This is a genomic window from Streptomyces cyaneus, from assembly GCF_004028635.1.
GTDB lineage: Bacteria > Actinomycetota > Actinomycetes > Streptomycetales > Streptomycetaceae > Streptomyces > Streptomyces cyaneus.
On the sequence record NZ_RQJW01000003.1, the window covers coordinates 566458 to 585563 of the forward strand.

The 19106-nt window shown below is 71.8% G+C and carries 1 protein-coding gene (running past one end of the window); it reads left to right on the forward strand.

What is annotated here, in order from left to right; all coding sequences use genetic code 11:
* Positions 1–19106, forward strand: the 5' portion of a protein-coding gene (locus tag EHO50_RS11710; RefSeq protein WP_128429836.1) for a scabin-related ADP-ribosyltransferase. 13051 nt of this gene lie beyond the right edge of the window; 19106 of the gene's 32157 nt are visible here — the first part of the coding sequence; the start codon lies at positions 1–3; the stop codon falls past the right edge of the window.

Consider the following 19106-nt stretch of genomic DNA (forward strand, 5'->3'; position numbering starts at 1 on the left):
ATGAGTATCCAGCTGCCACCGGAATTGGGATTCGTCGCCAAGATCGCCGTCGGGGACGAGTTCCCGAAGGGGAACGAGGACAAGCTCGCCGAACTCGGTGCGGTCTGGAACGCGGCGGCGCAGGAGATCAACCAGCTCCTCGGGGAACTCAATCCGGCTACGGCGGCGACGTTCGAGAGCATGGCCGGGGCTCCGGCGGAACAGTTCGGGCAGTTCGTCACGGCCCTGAGTTCGACCCTGCCCGTGATGGCGACGTCGGCCGCGCAACTCGGTGTGATGGCCGACAACATCGCGCTGGAGATCGAGTACGCGAAGTACATGATCATCCTGAATCTGGCGTGGATGGCCGCGGAAATCGCGTATCTGACGGCCACGTTGTTCGGGTCGGCGGCGATTCCGGCCGTGGTCACGGCGGGCCGGTTCGCGGTTCAGGCGATCCTGCGGGAGCTGTTCATCGCGGTGCTGTCGAACATCGTGATGCAGGTCGGCATGGATGTCGCGGTGCAGGTCATCCAGTTCCTGAAGGGCGACCGCACCCACTGGGACCTGAGCAAGACCAAGGGCGCGGCGGAGATGGGTGCGATCGGCGGGGCCCTCGGCGGGGGGCTGGGGCAGATCATGCGCCACCTGGCCCCGAAGTTCGCCGACTCCTTCCTCGGCAATGTCACTCACGGCGCTCTGACCGGACTGACCACGACCGCGGTGACCAACGTCTTCAGTCCCGGGCAGAACCTCGGGCTGGGCACGCTCTCCGAAGCGATCGGCGGGGCCCTCGAAGGCGGCGGCCGGCGTGGCGGGCACGGCGCGGGAGACGGGGTGTCACCGGAGCACATCAGTGTGCCCAAGTTCGACATGCCGTCCATGCCCGACCTGCTGAAGAACGCGAATCCGAGCGAGGGCCACGAGGGCACTCCAACGGCCCCCACGTCCTCCACGACTCCGACGACCTCCACAACCCCGACGACCGATACCACTCCCGCGACTCCCACGACCGACACGACTTCCACGACCTCCACGGCACCCGCCCCCTCAACGACACCCACGACACCCGCGCGTTCGGGCCAGGTACCCGAAGAGACCCCGGGACGAGTGCCAGAGGAGGACTCGACCGGTCAGCGTCCCGGCGAGGAAGACCTCGATCTGCCGGACGCGCCCAAGCCGTTCGACCCGTCGGAGCTGCCGGACCCCTCGCCCAGCACGCTCGTCACCGACCTCCCCTCCGCGCCGACCGGGACCCTGGCTCCCCTGCGACAGGAGGTGCGGACCCGCGTAGACGAGCTCAGCAGGATCGCGCGGTCGGCCGGGCTGCCCGAGTCGGAGTGGCGGACTCGGGCCGACTCGGTGCGCGAGTCGGCCCGCTCGGGCGACTGGGCCGAGACGAGCCGGCGTCTGCAGGACTTCCGGACGACGGTCGAACAACAGGTTCTCGTCCAGCGGCTCGCGGACTTTCGCGCTCATGTGGACACCCAGGTCGAGAACGGCTTCTCCCGGCTGCGCGATCTGGGCGTCGACGAGGACGCCTGGCGTTCCCAGGTGGACGCCGTGGAGCAGGCGCAGCAAACGGGCAACCCGGTCCTGGTCGACAGCCAACTCAAGGAGTACACCGACTTCGTAGAGCGTCATCTTCCCGTCGAAGTGGTGTCGGAGAACGGCCCGCGATCCTTCGACTCGGGAGTGGAGCAGCTTCGCCGGGAGCTGACCACGGTCAGCGACCCGGCCGCGCGGGAGGCGCTGCAGAAGGACCTGGAGTGGCACCAGCAGGTCCAGCAGCGCATGGACCGCCTGACGCAGTCCGATCCAGAGGCCGACATCATGCGGCGCCGGACGATCGCTCAGGAGGAGTCGGCGCGGTCGCCGGAGGAGGTGTCCCAGGCCCGTCAGACGCTGCAGGACTTCCAGAACCAGCGCGACATGCAGCGGCAGCTGGACGACGTGCGCCAGGGCACGGCCCAGACCGACCTGGAGCGACGGCTGGACGCGCTGCGCGAACGGGCACTGCCGGATGCGCGCGGGCAGGAGCTGCTGCAGCGGCTGCAGGACGCGGCCACGCCTCAGGAGACCGAGCAGGCGCTGCGCGATCTGGTCGCGCACAACCAACTGACGCAGCAGGAGCGGCAGTTGAACGAGCTGCGCGAAGGCCTGCTGCCCGCCACCGACCCGCAGCGCGAGCAGCTCGTCCAGAACGTGGAGAACGCGCGGACTCCGGAGGAGGCGCGCCAGGCGCAGCAGGAGCTCAGGGAGTTCACGGATCGTCAGATCGAGGAGCAGCAGCAGTCGTTCACCGAGCGGCTGAACGCGCAGGAGGATGCCCGGGCGCAGGCGGCGGACGAGGACCTGCTGCGGCGGCTCGACGGTCTGAACGCCGGTACGCCGCAGGATGCGCGCGAGGCGGAGCTGCGGCAGCAGCTTGATGCCGCGACGAGCCCGCAGGAGCGGGCCCAGGTCATCCACGAGCTGGGAGTGCATCAGCAGGGTGTGCTGCAGCAGCGGGTCGATGCCGCGACGACGCCGCAGGAGCGCAGGCAGGCGCTCGACGCGCAGGCGAAGTTCAACGGCTGGACGCCGGTGGAGCGGCGGCTGGCCGAGCTGCGTACGGTGCTGAACCCGGGCGGCGCGCCGGAGGCGGACGCCCACCGGGCGGATCTGGTGCGGCAGGTGGAGAACGCCCGGACGCCGGAGGAGGCGCGCCAGGCACAGCAGGAGCTCAAGCAGCACACGGACCGTCAGATCGAGGAACAGACGCGGCACTTGGAGGAACGGCTGCGTCAGCAGGCCGCCTCTGGTGGCGGCCAGGGGTCGGCTGCCGCGGCGGCCAACGCGGACCTCATGCGGCGGTTCGAGGAGCTGCGCGGCGACGGGTCGCACCAGGACCCGCGCGAGGCCGAGCTGATGCGGCGGATGGAGGCCGCGGACAGCCAGCAGGAGGCGCGGTCCGCCGAGCAGCAGCTCAAGGACCACCTCGCCGACCGGGAGCAGCAGCGCCAGGTCGGCGAGCAGCAGCGACTGGAACAGGTCCGCACCCACGAGCAGGAAGTCACCCAGCTGCGCGACCAGCTCACCCAGCAGCGCCGGACCGGCGCGCCGGAGGAGGTCGTACAGCAGACGCAGCAGCGACTGGAGCGGGCGGAGCAGCGCCTGGCCACGGTGCGGACTCCCGACGAGAACACTGCCGCGCTGCGCCGCGAACTCCAGCAGGAGATCGAACGGCCGGCGTCGGGCTCGGACCGTCCCGGTGCCGGGTCCGGTCGCGGCGGGGGAACGGACTCCGGCGGTACGGGTTCCGACTCGGGCTCCGGAAGCCGGCTGGACCGACTGGTCCAGGAAGGCATCTCCAGGCAGACCGAGCAGGACCTCGCACGTACGCAGGAGGAGCGGCAGTTCCTGCACCAGGAGCCCGACGAGCACACCTCGTTCACCCTGGACGAGCTCGACGACCTGCCCAGCGCCCCCAACGCCAGGCCGGAAACCGTGCCGGGCGCCGACACCGCCCAGCCCGCCGCCCTGCCGAACGCACCGACCACCCGGCCGGAGCCGTCGACGGCCGGGCGGCCCGATCCGCTGTCGGACCTGCCGGGTACCGGTGTCAGGCCCGATGCCACGGTCCCGTCCGAGCAGCGCCCCGTCGGGGACGAGCCGCGCGTGCCGTTGTCCGAGGAGGCGGCCGACCGGATCGCCTCCGAGATCGAGGGGCTGCCCAGTGCACCGGTGAGTCCCTTGGTTCGTCCGGGCGATGCCCCGGCCGTCCAGGGGCGGCCGGAGACGTCCCGGCAGGCACAGCCGCAGCGTGTCGAGCCCTCCGCGCCTCGTCCCGGGTCCGACGTGACGCAGGCCCAGCGTTCACGTCCCGCGGCCGAAACGGAGTTGCCCGCCGCGCCGACATCCGGTCCACGCGTCGACCGGGCCACCATGCCCTCGCGTGTCCCGCAGATCGAAGACCTCGAGCGGACCCTCGCGGAGATCGAGCGCCAGGACTCCGTCCCCACGCCCGCCCAGGACACCTCGGCGACGCCGTCCTCGGCGCAGCCCGGTCCGCAGACCGGCGATTCCCCGGACCGGCGGCAGGCCGACGGGGTGCGCCCCACGACGCAGGCCGAGGAGCCCTCGACGACCGAGCTGCGGCAGAACGCCCCCGACGTGCCGGGCGTGCGGGACGTCCAAGGCGGAACGACGGAACAGACGGAACAGAACGTCCGCGACGTCGCGCCCGACGCATCGCTGCGCCGCTTCGCCGAGCAGCAGTTCGGCAAGCTGGACGAGCCGACGGCCCGTCAGCTCTGGGAGGATGCCTCTCGCGTCACCGCGCAGCACAACCCCTTCCCGTTGGCCTTCGGCCGCCCCGGCGAGGGCATGCAGCAGCGTGATCCCCAGCAGTTCTGGTCCACCATGCGCGTGGCGCAGAACCTGCACGAGAACCAGGGAGCGCCGGACCGCATCGCGAAGGCCATCGAGGTCGCCCAGGGCTTGGCCGCAGAGCGCGGCGTCGATGTCGTACGGGAGATGTTGCGGGGTGGTGCCTCCGGCCGCCCGACGGTGGATCTGGCGCTCCCGGGCGACGGCCCGACCCGGCTCGACGAGGCCGGAACGCCCACGGAACAGCGAGTTGACGTCCGCGGCGCCTCTGTCGAGGCCCGGTCGTCCGGGGAAAGCTCGACCACGGACGCGTCGGGTGCGGCCACCCTCGGCGGTCAGGCGCGCGCGTCCGAGGGGCCGGCGGAGCTGCCCCTGCTCGGGGCCGGGGCCTTGTCGGAGCAGGGGGCGCGGATCATGCGGGTCCCGGGTGACGCGACCTCCGCGACCCCGGATCGGCTGGAGCTCGTGGGCCCCGACGGTCTGCCGCTCCCCGACCGCTCGGTACGGACCGGCGCGGACGGAAGCTTCATCGTGACCAGCACCGGCACCGGCACCGGCACCGGGGAAGAACTGCATTTCGCGGCGGACGGCGGTTTCAAGTACCGGGACGTGCCGCTACCGGGGATCCCCCATGTCGCGCGGTTCGACACTCCGTCCGGTGTGGTCAACGCGCCGCGGCTGATCGACAGGAACGGTTCTCCGGTGCCGGGAGCGGACATCCGGCGCACGGGGGACGGTGGGATGGCGGTGACCCTCCCGGTGCCGGGGCAGGAGGAGACGCGGCTCCGCTGGGAATTCGGCGAGGACGGAGCGCCGCGCGGCCAGTCGCTGATCGTGCCGGACCGGCTCGCCGCGGCCGTCGACCGCACGCTGGACCTCACGGGTCTGCGTCCGGAGGGCGTCGTCTGGCGCGACTCCTACGAACCTTTGTGGCGGTACGACCTGAGGCCGCCCAAGGTCGTCTTCAAGCACGGCTTCGCGTCCAAGAGCACCGAGAACGCCGACATGGCGAAGTACGTCGTCGCGTGGGGCCCTTCGATGTTCGTCAGCACGTCGAAGGACGACAACTACACCCACCCCGCGAAGTTCAGGTACGAGATCCACGCTCCGGGCGGCATCGACGTCAACGAGACACTCAAGGACCACCGGTTCGACGATCTGCCCGAGGACTTCGGTGCCGACGTGGAACGCGCGAAGGCCGGGAACCCGCACACCGAAGAGCACGAGATCGCGTTCCCCGGTGGTATCCGCCCGCAGTTCATCAAGCAGGCGCAGTACATCAAGGACGCGCAGCACAAGCACATCAGGGGCAAGTGGACCGCCAACCCCAGGTTCGACCCGACCTCCGTCAACACCGAGGTGACGAGGCCGGTGACCGTCCAGGAGGTCGAGCAGATCCTGGAGCGGGGCAGGACCGCCATGGCCGCCGAGACACCGGTGTCGGGGCCGGTGGAGGTGCCGGAGGAACTGCGGCGGTTCGCCCAGCAGTTGGCCGAGATGACGCTCCGGAAGTCTCACCAGCTCTGGGACAGCGCCGTCTTCGTCACCCGGAGGTCCAACCCGTTCGATCTGGTGGTCGACGAACCCCTGAACTCCGTGGCTGGGCACCGCCTGATCAGTCCGACGCTGCTCAAACGCGATCCCGAGCAGTACTGGCACACCATGCGGGTGGCGCAGGAGATCCACCTGCACGGCGGTCCCGGTCGGGGGGACTACGAAGGCATGAAGCTGGCCGAGAGGCTGGCGAAGGGCCGGCGCGAGGGCGGTACGGCGGAGGGTCTCCTGGGCACAGGGGATCGACGGACCTCGCAGGCGCCGGCCGGGGCATCGGCCGAACGGAGCGGGGTCGGTTACCCGTCGCAGCAGCTGGTGTTTCCGGCGGCGGATCCGGTGCGGCCCGAGCAGTGGCGGCACCGCCGGGCCGACGCGGTCGGCAGCGAGCTGCGGACCGAGCGCTTCGACCCCGAGCGGGGGCGGCCGGCCGGCGACGGCACGCTGCCCGGCAGCAGCACCCTCATCCGGGCCTGGGTGCGCCGGATCCAGGCCGAGGACGGCCGCTGGGTGCGGAACCTGAGCCTGCATCTGCCGGTGCGGTTCGGCGACGGCTTCCACCAGGACATGCTCAGGGAGTTCGAGGCCCGCTGGCGGCAGGCGCTGGACGGCCACTTCAACACCGGCCTGCGGCTTCCCCGCTCGGGCGACCAGCTCCACATCGACCTCGACCTGAGCCATGTCCCGGACCACCCCGAGGCGATCGAGCTCAGCATGTCGCCCGAGCCCGGCCGCTCCGACCAGCTGCACCTGCGGATGCACAGCGAGGCTCCCGAGCTCGGCCCCGACGAACTGGTGCGGCGGCAGCAGCTCAACGACCTGCTGGGCCTGCACGAGTTCGGTCACTTCACCGGTCTGCCGGACACCTACTACGCGGCGGACTCGGTCTTCCGCAACAGCGCCGCGAAGTCCAGCGGCAGCGGCATCATGGCCGACGTCGTCGAGGCACCCTCCCCGGGTGTTCCGCCGGAGTACCTGGCGGCCATCGAGAACACCGTGGACTCCGGCCCGGTCGTCCGCGACCACCCCCTGACGGGCGCGACCGCGGCGAGGACGACCGCGACCAGTGCCCGCCAGACCCCGGTGGACCCCGCGGAGCACGAGCGGTTCGGGCAGTTCCGCGACGAACTGAAGAGCATGGTGGTCAGGCCCCACCCTGATCCCGAGCGACTGCGGCAGAGCATCGGCACGTTCCTGGACGGTGTCGCTCCGCAGCACCGGGCGGACTGGGTCCGGGAGACCCGGCGATTGATCGACACCCTGCCGGAGACGCAGTACGCCGACGAGTCGGTCAACGCGGCGCACCGGGCTCTGAACGCCTTCGACACCGACCGGCCGGCCATGGCCGTCCCCGGCACGGAGTACGTGAGCGCGAGCCGTGTCACGGCCCCCAGGGGGGCCGGTGTCGTCCACCGCGACATCCCCGAAGTCGTCGTGGTCGAGGGCGAACCGTATGTGCCCATCTACACGGCTGTGTTCGGCGACTCACTGGGCGTCGAGAAACCGCCGTTCAAGGACGTCGGTCTGGACGGGAACGGCATCGTCCAGATCCACACCGGCGCCCTCAAGGACACCGACAACGTGTTCTGGGTGAGCATCGGCCAGCCCCTGCGCCAGATCAAGTGGATCGACAAGTACGGGACCGACCCCGCGGCGACCGAGCCGATGATCCGGTCCTTCCTCGTGCCGCTGCGCACCGCCAACGAGATCTCGCGTGGCGCGGTCACCGAGCACCAGGCCGCGGCCTCCGCGTACCAGGACGGCGAGGTCCCGGACGACCTCAACGTCGACAAGCCGTACGCGTCCAACCAGTTCGGCATCAGGAACCCCCGCTCCCTCGAACTGCTCCGCCAGACCGCGCTGCCCAATTCGCTGCGCACGTACACCGACGGCGAGACTCAGGGCCGTCCGGATTCCTGGGGCGATGTCCGGCCCCTCGGCGAACTCCGCGGCAGGCTCGGCGTCCCGAGCGAGGGCATGCCCGACTACCCCGTCTTCGTCGAGGGCAACAACTTCCTCGATCCCGCCAGGTACAAGGAGATGGCGAGGACGCTCCGAGAAGTCGTCGCGGCCCACTACAACAACCCCAGCCTGCGCGAACGCGGGGACAAGCACCTGTCGAGGAAGCAGGTGGAGGCGTTCTTCGACCGGCACGCCCCCGAGCACCTCAAGGCAGGTGTCGAGGACCGTGCCGACAAGCGGGAGGCCATCGACGCGTTCGTCCGCGACTACGTCAGCCCCTCGGCCACCCAGGTGCGCATCGCGCAGACGATCCACGACGAGTATCAGCACCTCGGCGAAGGCAACCCGTCGGACCGGCCGGTGGCGTACCGCCTCACCGGGGCGCAGCCCACCCTGCGGGGCCAGCGCAGGACCGCCGACCGGCAACTGGGCCGGTTCCACCGTGAGCTCATGGAGGAGCGGTTCGCGATCCGCTCCGGCTTCGACGCCCTCAAAAAGGGGCTCGTCAATGCCGCGCTGAAGGAGGACCCGCCGCGCGAGGTCCGCCTCGCCCTCACCGAACTGCGCGACAAGCGCGAGGAGATAGTCAACGACTACGAGTTCAAGATCGGCGACTTCACCACCACCCCGGCCAAGAACGAGGAGTACCGCGGCTTCGCCACCGCCGTACACGGCCGGATCACCGAGGCGCTGGGCGCGCGGCAGCAGGGTCCGCAGCTGGCACGGGTCCTCGACTTGCTCGACCGCATCCGGTCGGCCTCGGCGCGGGAGACGGGTGCCCTCGATCCCGTCTCCGGCCGCTCGGACCTGGCAGACCGCCCCGTCGCGTCCGCACCGGCCGCACAGGCCTCCGGGCCCCAGACCGCCGGGACCGACGCACGTCAAGCGGTACCGGCCACGGCGGCACCCGAAGCGCCGACGATCACGCGCGGTGCCGTTTCTCGACTGGAACCCGTCGCCGAGCACGAGGACATCGCGCTGCCCGGCACCGACCACGTCATCCGGGTCGACTCGGAGTCGGGACGGCTGCTGTCCACGGTGTCCGGCATCGACCTGCGGGTCGAGCAGACGGCGGACGGCGGGCTGGTGGTGCACGCCGACGGCCTGGCCGACGGCCCGGTGACCTGGCACTACGACGCCGACCGGGTGCTGGAGTCGATGGAACGGCCGCTGACCACGTACCGGGGCAATGCGCTCGCCGGTCAGCGCGTACGGCTCCGGTTCGCACCGGACGGCGCCCTGCGCGCGGCCCGGCTCCTACCGCAGGGCGACGCCGTGGCGGGGTCGCACGCCGAGGTGGGGCCCGGTGGCTTCCGGGTGACCGATCCGGACACCGAGGTGGCGTACCACTTCGACCGCGCGGCCCGGCAGATACGGACCCCGCAGCCGGTCACCCGGCACATCCGCTTCGAGGGCGGCTCGCACCAACTGTCCGCCGACGCCCGGCGAGCCGTCGACGCACTCGCGGCGAGCACCGCGCAGGAGGGTGTGGCTGCCTTCGAGCGGGGACAGCGGCTGCCCGTCGTGTCCATCAGCGGTCATGGCAACGGCACCGCGCTCGGACGGCCCCACTACGGCCGGGCCATCCGGCGGGGCGAGGAGCGGGCGGAGGCGGTGGCCGAGGCCTTCACCGAGCGCCTGCGCGAGCACCTGCGGGCGGCGGGAGCACCGCCCGAGCTGCACGCCGCCGACTTCCCCGTCGTCGTCACGTCACGTGGCCGCGAGTACCCGCTCGGGACGAGCCCCGCCGACGGCCCGGCGGCCCTGCGCCGCGCGGTCATCAGCATCAGCCACCCGAGCCCGACGCTGGCCGACCTCCTCGCGACCTCACCCCAGCGGGAGGTGGCGCAACCGGGTACGGCCGAGGAGGTACGCGACTCCGGGCACCCTTCCGCCGCCGCGGAGCAGGTCCGGGCCGCGGAAGAGCCGAGCGCGACCGAGGCGACGCGCACACCGGGGGACGTACGCGATGCGCAGGACGTGCGTACCGAGGGCGATACGACGGCGGAGCCCCTCGCACCGGGCGGGGTCGGTGCCCGCAAGCGCGCCCGCACGGACGAGGGCCTCGCCCCGGGCGACACCCGCCGGCCCAAACGAACCCACACCACGGAGGAAATCCCGGACCGCGAGCCCGAGGAGAGGGCAACGCCGCAGCCGGCCGGCACGGCGGAGTCCGTCGCCCCGGTCGAGGCCCCTGCGCGCAAGCGCGGCCGCACGGACGAAGACCTCGCCCCGGACGACACCCGCGGGCCCAAACGAACCCACATCACGGAGCAAGTCCCAGACCGCGAGCCCGAGGAGACCGACACGGCGCAGCAGGCGCCCGCGTCCGAGGAGGTGCTCGCCCCCACACCCGCGGTCGCCTCCACCTCGGCAAGCCGCCCGGCCGACCCGCAGGAAGCCGCGCAAGACGTGCCCGCCGCCGAAGTGCCGTGGTACGTGGAGCGGGGCGCTCTGGGTGAGGTGACCGTCCATGACGCCCAGGCGTTCGACGAGGACACGGCGCGGCAGTGGGCGGAGCGGATCACCTATGAGGTGACGCGGCCCGGGGACAGTACCGAGCTGATCGACGGCATCCACGACGCGATACGCAAGCTGCTGGCCGGCGAGGGCGCGCACTCCGCCACCCCCGCCGCCGTCTGGGACCGGGCGCTGCAACAGGGCCTGCTGGTGGCGGCCGGGGATCAACTGGTGTGGGTGCGGCCGGTGTTGAAGCAGCTCACGCCCGCACCGGCTGATCCCGGGGCGGATACGGCGGTGCGCGAGTACAAGGTGTCGTTCGCCGGGCAGTCGGCCACTACCAAGACCGCGGTCGAACGGCCGCACGGCGCCGACATCGTCCCGCTCACGGCCGTGTCGCTCGCCCAGGGCGCCGGCTCCCTGCTGCCCGCGATCCCGCTGGTCGGCGGCCAGTGGAGCCGCCAGCAGGCCACGGAACTCGAACGCAGCGTGGTGGCGGGCCGCAAGGTCTTCGTGCGGGACATGCTCCGGTTCCTGGCCGGCGGGGCACACCTGCGCGTCTACGTGGACGGCGAGCGGCGCCCGTACCTCTCCGGGGACGAGTCGCTGGTCGTACCGGCCGCGGTGACGGTGGACCTGCCCTCGGACTTCACCCGGCCGGGCGGGCCGCGCCTGGAGACGGCGGACGAGCCCACCCGACAGGGCACCGGTGTGGCCCACCCGCACCACGCCCGCGAGGTGCTCAACGCCATCGACCTGGAGCCGGTGGCGGCCCGGCTGCGACGCAACCTGCGCTCCGCGGGGCTGCCCGCCGAGGCGGTGCGGCAGATCGCGGAGACGGTGCTGTCCCGCCTCAACGAGAAGTCGGCCCGCAACCGCAGCCGGTACCTGCTCGGCAACGGCGTGCTGACCAGCCGGGTGGACGTCCGCGCGGGCGGGGCCCGGTTCCGTGGCCGCTTCACCATCCGGGCGCGGATCCACGACCTGCAGTACCTCGGTGACGCCCCCGGGGTCGCGGTGCGCGAGGACTCCGGTATCGGCATCACCACCGCCCGTTCGCGGATGGACAAGGGGCGGTTGTCGCTCGGCGTGGCCAGCGGCGGCGGAACCAAGGGCGAGGTCCGTTTCATGCCCTCCGCCGCGCTGACGTACGACCGAAGCCGCGACGCCGGGCATGGTCTGGCCGAGGTGGCGATGAGCCACACCGTCCTGAACGCGACCAGCGAGCAGGCCCGTTACCGGGCAGGGCTGCGGGTGACGGTGGAGGCGGAGGTCGAGTCCGGCAGCCACCGCATCGCCCCCGTGGAGCACGTCGTCGACGCGGAGCTCGGCGTCCCCGGCAGGGAGGCCGCCGACTTCGAGCAGCGGCTGCTGGGCGAGGACGCACCGCCGCTGCGAACGCAGGCGCCCGCCCTGGACGGTCCCGTCGACGCGCAGCCGAACGTGGTGCGGCTGCTGGTCCTGGCCGCGGACCACGGGGTCGGACTGCCGGAGTCCGCGTACCAGAGGCCGGCCAGGCTGGACACCTGGCGGGACAACGCGCCGCCGCCGCATCCGCGCGAGCCGCTCGCGCTGGCGTCCCGGCTCGGTCAGGGCTTCGGCATGGCCATCGCCCTGCCCGGCTCGGAGCTGGTGCTCCCCCAGGTCCGCACCGCGCTGGCGACGCTGCACCGACAGCTGACGGGCGGCCGTTCGCCCGACTGGTCGAAGGCGCAGGACGAACTGGTCGCGTGGTTCGACCGCCCGGCGTTGGAGGGCGACCTGCCGCGGCTGCTGGCGGGCGTGACGCACGACATCACCCTGGGCGGCCGTACGTACACCGTGTCGGTGGGAGCACGGCTGCTGGAGCGGATCCACGGCCGGACCGACGTGGACGCCTACCCGATGATCGTCAACGCCCGGGCGCTGGAGAGCGCCGCGACGACGGGCAGCCGGGCGACCTCCTGGAGCGTCGACTTCCAGCTGGGCGGCCGGGTGTCCGTGCAGCTGAAGAAGATCCTTCGCCTGCAACTGGGCAACTTCGGCTTCTCGATCGGCGGTGGGTCCAGCCGGAGCAGCCAGTTCGCCGGTGGCGCCAAGTCGTACCGGCGTACGGAGACCGTCGGCTCCGTCGACGAGCACGACTACAACGTCGTCTACGAGCTGTCGGTGCGCTCGGCCGGCCACTCGCCGCAGCGGTGGTGGATCGACCGGCCCGGCGACGTGGTGGCGCGGATCGTCGTGCCGCACCAGCACGTCCCGGCGCAGCCGGTCACCGCGGACACCCTTGGCGCGGTGGGTCAGGTGCGAGAGCTGGACGCGTTGCCGCAGCCGACGACCGGCTTCCGTCCCGGCAACGTCGCCGGCGTCTTCCCGGCCTTCCTCACCCCCCGCGACCTGCCGCTCGCCGCGGCACGGCTGTTCCAGCGGGCCGACGGGCTTCCCGAGAGCTGGCTGGAGGACTGGGGGAACTGGCCCGCGGAGCTGCACCGGACCTTCTCGTCCACGGAACTGGCAGCCCGCCTCGCGGATCTGGTCGGACCGAGCGGCCTGCGGGTCGACCTGCCCAGCACCGCCGGCGGCTGGCACCACATGCTCCGCGTCCGGATGGTCGTCGCCGAGCCGAGGCACCTCACCGCCCATGCCGAGCAGGGCGAGGAGGTGGAGATCGAGCAGTACTCGCAGGGGCAGGCACAGCACGAGAGCGGCAGCGGACAGGAGCGCTCGGTCGGCCTGAACGCCGGTACCGGTCTGCGTATCGAGGCCGGTGACAAGGAAGCGACGTGGGGGCACGCCAAGGTCACGACCACCGCCAAGGCGGGCTGGGAGTGGGGTCGCGGCAGTGAGCGGAGCACGAGCGCGGGCCCGGTGGGCATCACCCGTGCCACCTACGGCGGTACCACCCACACCTACCGCGCGGATCCGGTGTTCGAACTCACCGTGTTCCGGTGGAAGAGCCCCGGCCTGGTAGACCGGGTGACCGGCGCCGGCCGCCACATGTCCAGCACGACGCAGGTCGTCCACGTCGCGGACGGAATGGAGTTCCTGGTACCCGAGCGGCGGATCGCAGATCTGGGCCTGCCGATGCCGGCGGACATGACCGTGGCGGTGCCGCAGGAGCCGACGGGCCACGTGGACCCCGTACTCCTGCCGGGGGTGGCGCACGCCGAGGTGCTGCGTGCCGACGGTGTGCTGGACCTGATGAAGGGGTGGCTCGGCGAGCAGGGCCTGATACGGGACCGCGGCGACGGGTACCGGCCGAACCTGCTGCTGCGCGAACTGGAGAAGTCCTTCTCCTCCGAGGCCCTGCTCAGCCAGTACGCGTTGCTGACGGGCGGCGGCGTGTCGCGCTGGCTCGCCGTCCCGTCCGCCTTCGGCGCCCGCTACCTGTGGGTGCACGCCACCGCCGAGGCGGGACCGCCGCGGGAACAGCTCGACCGGCCGGACGTACGGCTGACGCTGCGCAACCAGGCGGTGCGGGCGACCGGCACGTCGACGTCGACGTCCTTCGGCTGGCAGGCCGCCTTCGTGGGGCGTGCCCTGTTCGGCGAGGGGATCCATGTCGGCCCGGAGATCGAGGCCGGCTACCAGCGGGGCACGGAGACCGGGCACGAGAAGTCCGAGAAGGAGATGGAGATCTACCGGGCGCAGACCCGGGAGGGCTCCGTCGAGTTCGCCCACGAGCTGACGTTCCACGTACGGATGGGTCTCGCGCACGAGCTGCCCGACGTACTGCGCGCTCCCCTCGGCCTGGTGCGCGGCACCGCGCTGGCGGTGGCCGGCTGGACCGGGCACCAGCAGGACGCTGCCGCGTGGTGGCAGGCGCAGCAGACGTTCGTCAAGAGCTTCCCGGAGCCGGAGAACGCCAACGCCGATGCCGATGCCGGCACCGTGTCCGGCGAGGTGCGCCTGCTGGTCCCGGGTCACCTGGTCACCCCCGGCGAGCTTCCGCCCGCACCGGCCCGCGCCCTTGGCACCGACCCGGAGTGGGTACCGGCCGTCGGCGATCAGCAGCCGTCCGCCAGTACGACGCCCACGCCCCTGCTGGACCGGCTGCTGGAGGACGGCCACCCGTGGGCGCTGCCCGCGCACGCGGCGGTGCACCAGTGGGCGGCGCTGGCCGCGGCCCCCTCGCGGGTGCAGCGCGAGAACCTGGCGGCCCTGGCCCCGGCGACCTGGAACGTCCCCGGGCCGCAGATCGCGGCCGGCGCGGTGTACGCCCATTACACGGGCGAGAACATGCTGCGGGCGAGCTTCGAGAAGCTGCTGAAGCACGAGTACGTGATGCGGGTGGGCAAGCACGGCGTCACCATCGGCATGGACGTGCGAGGCGTCGCGCGCATCGGCCCGGCCGACCCCGCCGTCTTCAAGGCCCGTCACTACGTGCAGAGTCACGAGGCGGAGAAGGATCCCGTCAAGGAGTCCTCCGGGTGGTTCTTCGGGGCCGGTCTGGAGGGCGGCAAGGACCCGGAGGAGGGCCCCAGGTTCATCAACCGTGCCCCGTACACCTACGGGTGGCAACGGAGCCAGGAGGCTTCGGGTGAGGCCGAGGATGTCGACGAGACCAACCGGGAGCGGGCGAAGCAGCCGTATCACTACTACAAGGCCACGGTCGGCCTGATCCTGACCGGACGCAACGGACAGCTGCGGGTGACCGTCCCCGACGGCCTGTACTTCATGCTCCCGTCGGACGCGGACCTGAGTGAGTGGCTGGCGCCGACCGAACAGCCGGACACCGTGCGGGAGTTGGTGACCGACGTGCCGTCCGAGGGGGCGGTCGATGTCGTACTGACTCCGGACGAGGAAACGGGGCACGAGGAAACGGCGCAGGAGGAAGCGGCGCACGCTGAAACGGCGCACGCTGAAACGGCTTACGCGGACTTCGACCGGGCCGGCGAGAGCCTCGACGCGGTCGAGCGACTGGTCGTGGACACGCGGTCGGGCGGGGCGGGCGTGGATTCCGGCGATCAGGACAGGGCGCTCGAACAGCGGGACGCCGTCTACGACCAACTGCTCCAGGACGCGTCCGCCGCGGCGCGGAAGTGGCTCGACACGCCCGAGGAGTCGCGGGGTACGGATGTCGACGGCGTCACCGTCTCCGCGCTGGAGGGCGGCGGTGTCGCCGCGGTGCATGCGGGGCTGCGCACCACGTTCGACCTGATCGACGGCAGGCTCGAATGGACGTCGCGCGAGTTCCGGCTGGTGGACGCGCCGCCGGAGATGGCCGCCCTGAAGGTCGTCGTGCAACGGGAGTTGGACGAGGACGGCGAGGAAGCACTGCGCAACGACCTGGCGGGTGAGCCCGGAGAAGGGGCGAACGCCCGGTTCTTCGCCCGAGAGCACCAGGAGAGCGGGCTCCCGGAGGGCTGGCTCGAGATCGTCGACGATGCGTACGGCCACCGCTACACGCTCGACCACACCGCTGTTGTGATGGATCGTCAGATCAGTGTGCGAGGCGGACTGGGCCGTCTTGTCCACGACGCGACGCGCCCCGGCGAAACACCCGAGGTGCAGGACGAGTACGGTTCGCCGTCGCAGAACTGGAGCGCGACTCTCCTGGACGGCGGCACAGTGGGCCTGGTGCGTTCGGGTGCACCGGCCGACTCTGCCGAGCACCTGGAAGTCGACGGGCTCACCGGCGAGTTGCTGAGGGAGACCGTCGCGATCCGCGACAAGCGCGGGAGGATCACCGGCTTCTGGGAGATCGACCACCAGCGCGCCTCGGCCGTGCGCCGGGACCGGACGGGGCATCCGGTCACCGAGGACGGCTCCTCGAACGTTTCGGTGGTCACGGACCGGGAGGGCGGCCTCAGGCTGCTGGGTGGACCGGATCAGTCCCTCGTCTTCGAACGCGCTCCGCTGGGAGACGTCGCGACGACAGGCCGTGGACTGTCTGTCGGTCCCGGATCGTTCGGCTTCCCGCTCGGGCTCCCGGGCGGCGACCGGATGGTGCGGATCGACGCGCCCCTGGGCGAGCCGGAGGCGCTGCGCCTGGTGGACCAGGACAGCGGTGAGCGGATCGACCTGCCGGTGACGATCCGACGGGAGCTCAGCGTGACCGTCGAGGTCGCCGTGCCCGGATCGCGCAGTGACGCGACGGCGCTGTACACATTCCAGCCGAACGGCAAGCCGGTCCGGGAGAGCCTGCCGCTGGCGGGCATCGGGGACGCTGGCGAGATCGGCGATCTGCGGCTCGTCGTGGGCGGCGGCACCTCATCGAACCGGCCCGAACTGGACGGCTCCCCCGCCGCGCTGGAGCGGTTCACCATCGGGCCGGTGCCCGCGGACATGGAAGGTGATGCGGAGGCCGCTGTCACCGTCTCCGACTCGCGAACGGGCATGCGCCATCACTACAGCCGTGGTGCCCGACTGGTGGCGCGGGACATGCCCTTGCGGCTGGGGGCGGCCGACGAGCGCGTGCCGAACGAAGGGGACCCGCTGTTCGCGAGGCTCGGTGAGAACGGGCAGGTGAACCTCTTCGGCTCGCAAGGGCCGCTGGACCTGCGGCTGAGCACCGAGACCCTGGACGACGGCCGGATGGCGCTGATCCGCACGGATCACTCGGGGCGTGAGGAGGCCCGGCTCACGGTCGACACCGGGAGTCAGCGCGTGCTGGCCGAGACCGTCGCGGCGCCGCGCGAGCGCGGCGAACTCCTCAGCTACCGGGCCTGGGAGTTCGACTACATCTCGGGGACGGCCGTGCGCCTGGGCGAGGACGGAAGCCCTGTCGGCGGCGCACTCGACCACGGCCTGCTGGAGGTCTCCGACGACGGCAGGCTGCGCGTGGTGCGGCCGGGTGCTGACGGTGAGGCGCCCGTGGTCCTGTTCGAGCGGCCCGGTACCGGCGACGGTTCTGTCGCCTGGCTGCACTCCGAGCACGTCGGTGCGCAGGCCGGCGACGAGGCGGTCGCGCACGTCCCGCCGAACCGGGCCGACCGGGAGCGACTGGCCTACCAGAGGGAGGCCGAGCGCTTCGAACGCAGGCTGGGCGACTATCTGGTGCAGCACCCCGAGGTGCGGGAGCAGGTCGCGGAGTTCGTCCGTCTGGCCTGGGAGCACGCGGATCCCGCAGAGCGGTTCCAGTTCGCCACCAACCGCCGGACATCGGTCGGTGCCGTGGGCCCGGGTGCGGAACTCGCGGAGCAGGTCGTGCTGCACGGCAATGTCCGTGAGCACATGGGCTTCCTGATGAACGGCAGCTACAACGGCGCCATCCCGCACAGCCTCGGCATCGACTTCGAGGACATCCGGGGCGGGAAGGAAGCCGAGGCGCTTTGGGAGGACAAGAACCCCACGGTGCCCGATCCGGCCCACACCGCGTACCGGGAGACCGTCCCGCTGAGCGAACTGGAAGACGCCTGGTCGAGCGGCGGGACTTCGTGGAAGAGCGGCGCCGAGAAGACCGGCATACGGTTCCTGCCGCTGGGCGAGGACGGCGATCGGGCGCCGTTCGACGACAAGGTGTTCGGGGAGGGGCTGCACGCGGTGGCCCAGCGCAGTGGTGGACTCATCGCCACCGGGGTCTCCGGTACGACCCAGATCTTCCTGAAGGAGGCCGAGGCGGCCAACCGTGTCTGGGGCGCGGACCTGGACCTGCGATGGATTCGGCTCGCCATCGTCGGCGACATGCTCTCGGCCGGTCACCACACGCTGCACGAGATCCTCATGGGGGCGGACAAGTGGGCGCGCCGGGCGGGGCACCGTGCGCTCGGCTTCCGGTACCAGGACAACTGGGAGCGATACCGTCACCTGGCCCCGCTGACCGAGCAGGAGCTGCGCGACCACATCACGCCGGACGGTCTTTTCCCGGACGAGCTGGTGCGCGGCCCGGGAGTCGCGGCCTACGACCCGGTGGACGACGCGCGTCAGGCCCTCACCGACCACTTGGGCGCCCGGCGACGCGGCCGCTCGAACCCGGACTTCACGATCACGGCGATGGACGGCGGCGGCCATCAGGTCGTGCACCGACCCACGGGCCTGGTGACACGGTTCCGTGGTGAGCGGCACGAGGTCGGGTACCACGAGGCCGTCCCGGGCTTCGGATCCAGGGAGTTGCGCGGGCTGAAGGTGGCCGTCGAGCACGTCCGGCAGGAGGACGGCCGGACCGCCACGCGCTACCGCCTCCTCGGCGACGACGCGGCGACGGATCGATTCGAGATCCGTCAGGCCCCCGATGACCTGCGGGAGGGCCGGCAGGCGGAGTTCAGCGTCCTGGAGAAGGACACCGGCCGGTGGCTGCACTACCTCGCCGACGGCAGGGTGATCGCCAAGGACCTGCCGCTCGCGGACGGGCTCGGGTCTCTGCGGTTCGACATGTTCCGGCCGGGCGGGGCACCGCAACTGCTGGACGCGGCGGGCGAGCTGTCGGCGCTGTACCGGGTGGAGGACCTGGGCGGCGAGCGGGTGGCCCTCGTGCCCACCAGGGCCGGCGCCGCGCCGCTGGAGCGGATCGTGGTCGACGCAGAGACCGGGCGCCACCTGGAGGAGATCGTCGCCGCACCGGACGCCCACGGCGAACTCCCCGGCAGCTACTGGAAGTTCGACCACCGCTCCGGAATCGCCGTCCGTGTCGGCGACGACGGCAGGACGGTCGCCTTCACCGGCGGACGGTTCGACCACGCGCTGTTGGAGACCACCGAGGGCGGCGTGCGGGTCGTACTCCCGGGGCAGGACGGCGTGGCGCCCCGGGTGCTGTTCGAGCGGCTCGGTGCGCGGCAGCCGGAGTCCGTGCGGGTCGAGTCCGGGCACGCGACCGCGACCGCGACTCCGGTCGCGGAACACGAGGACGCTTCGCCCCACACGGA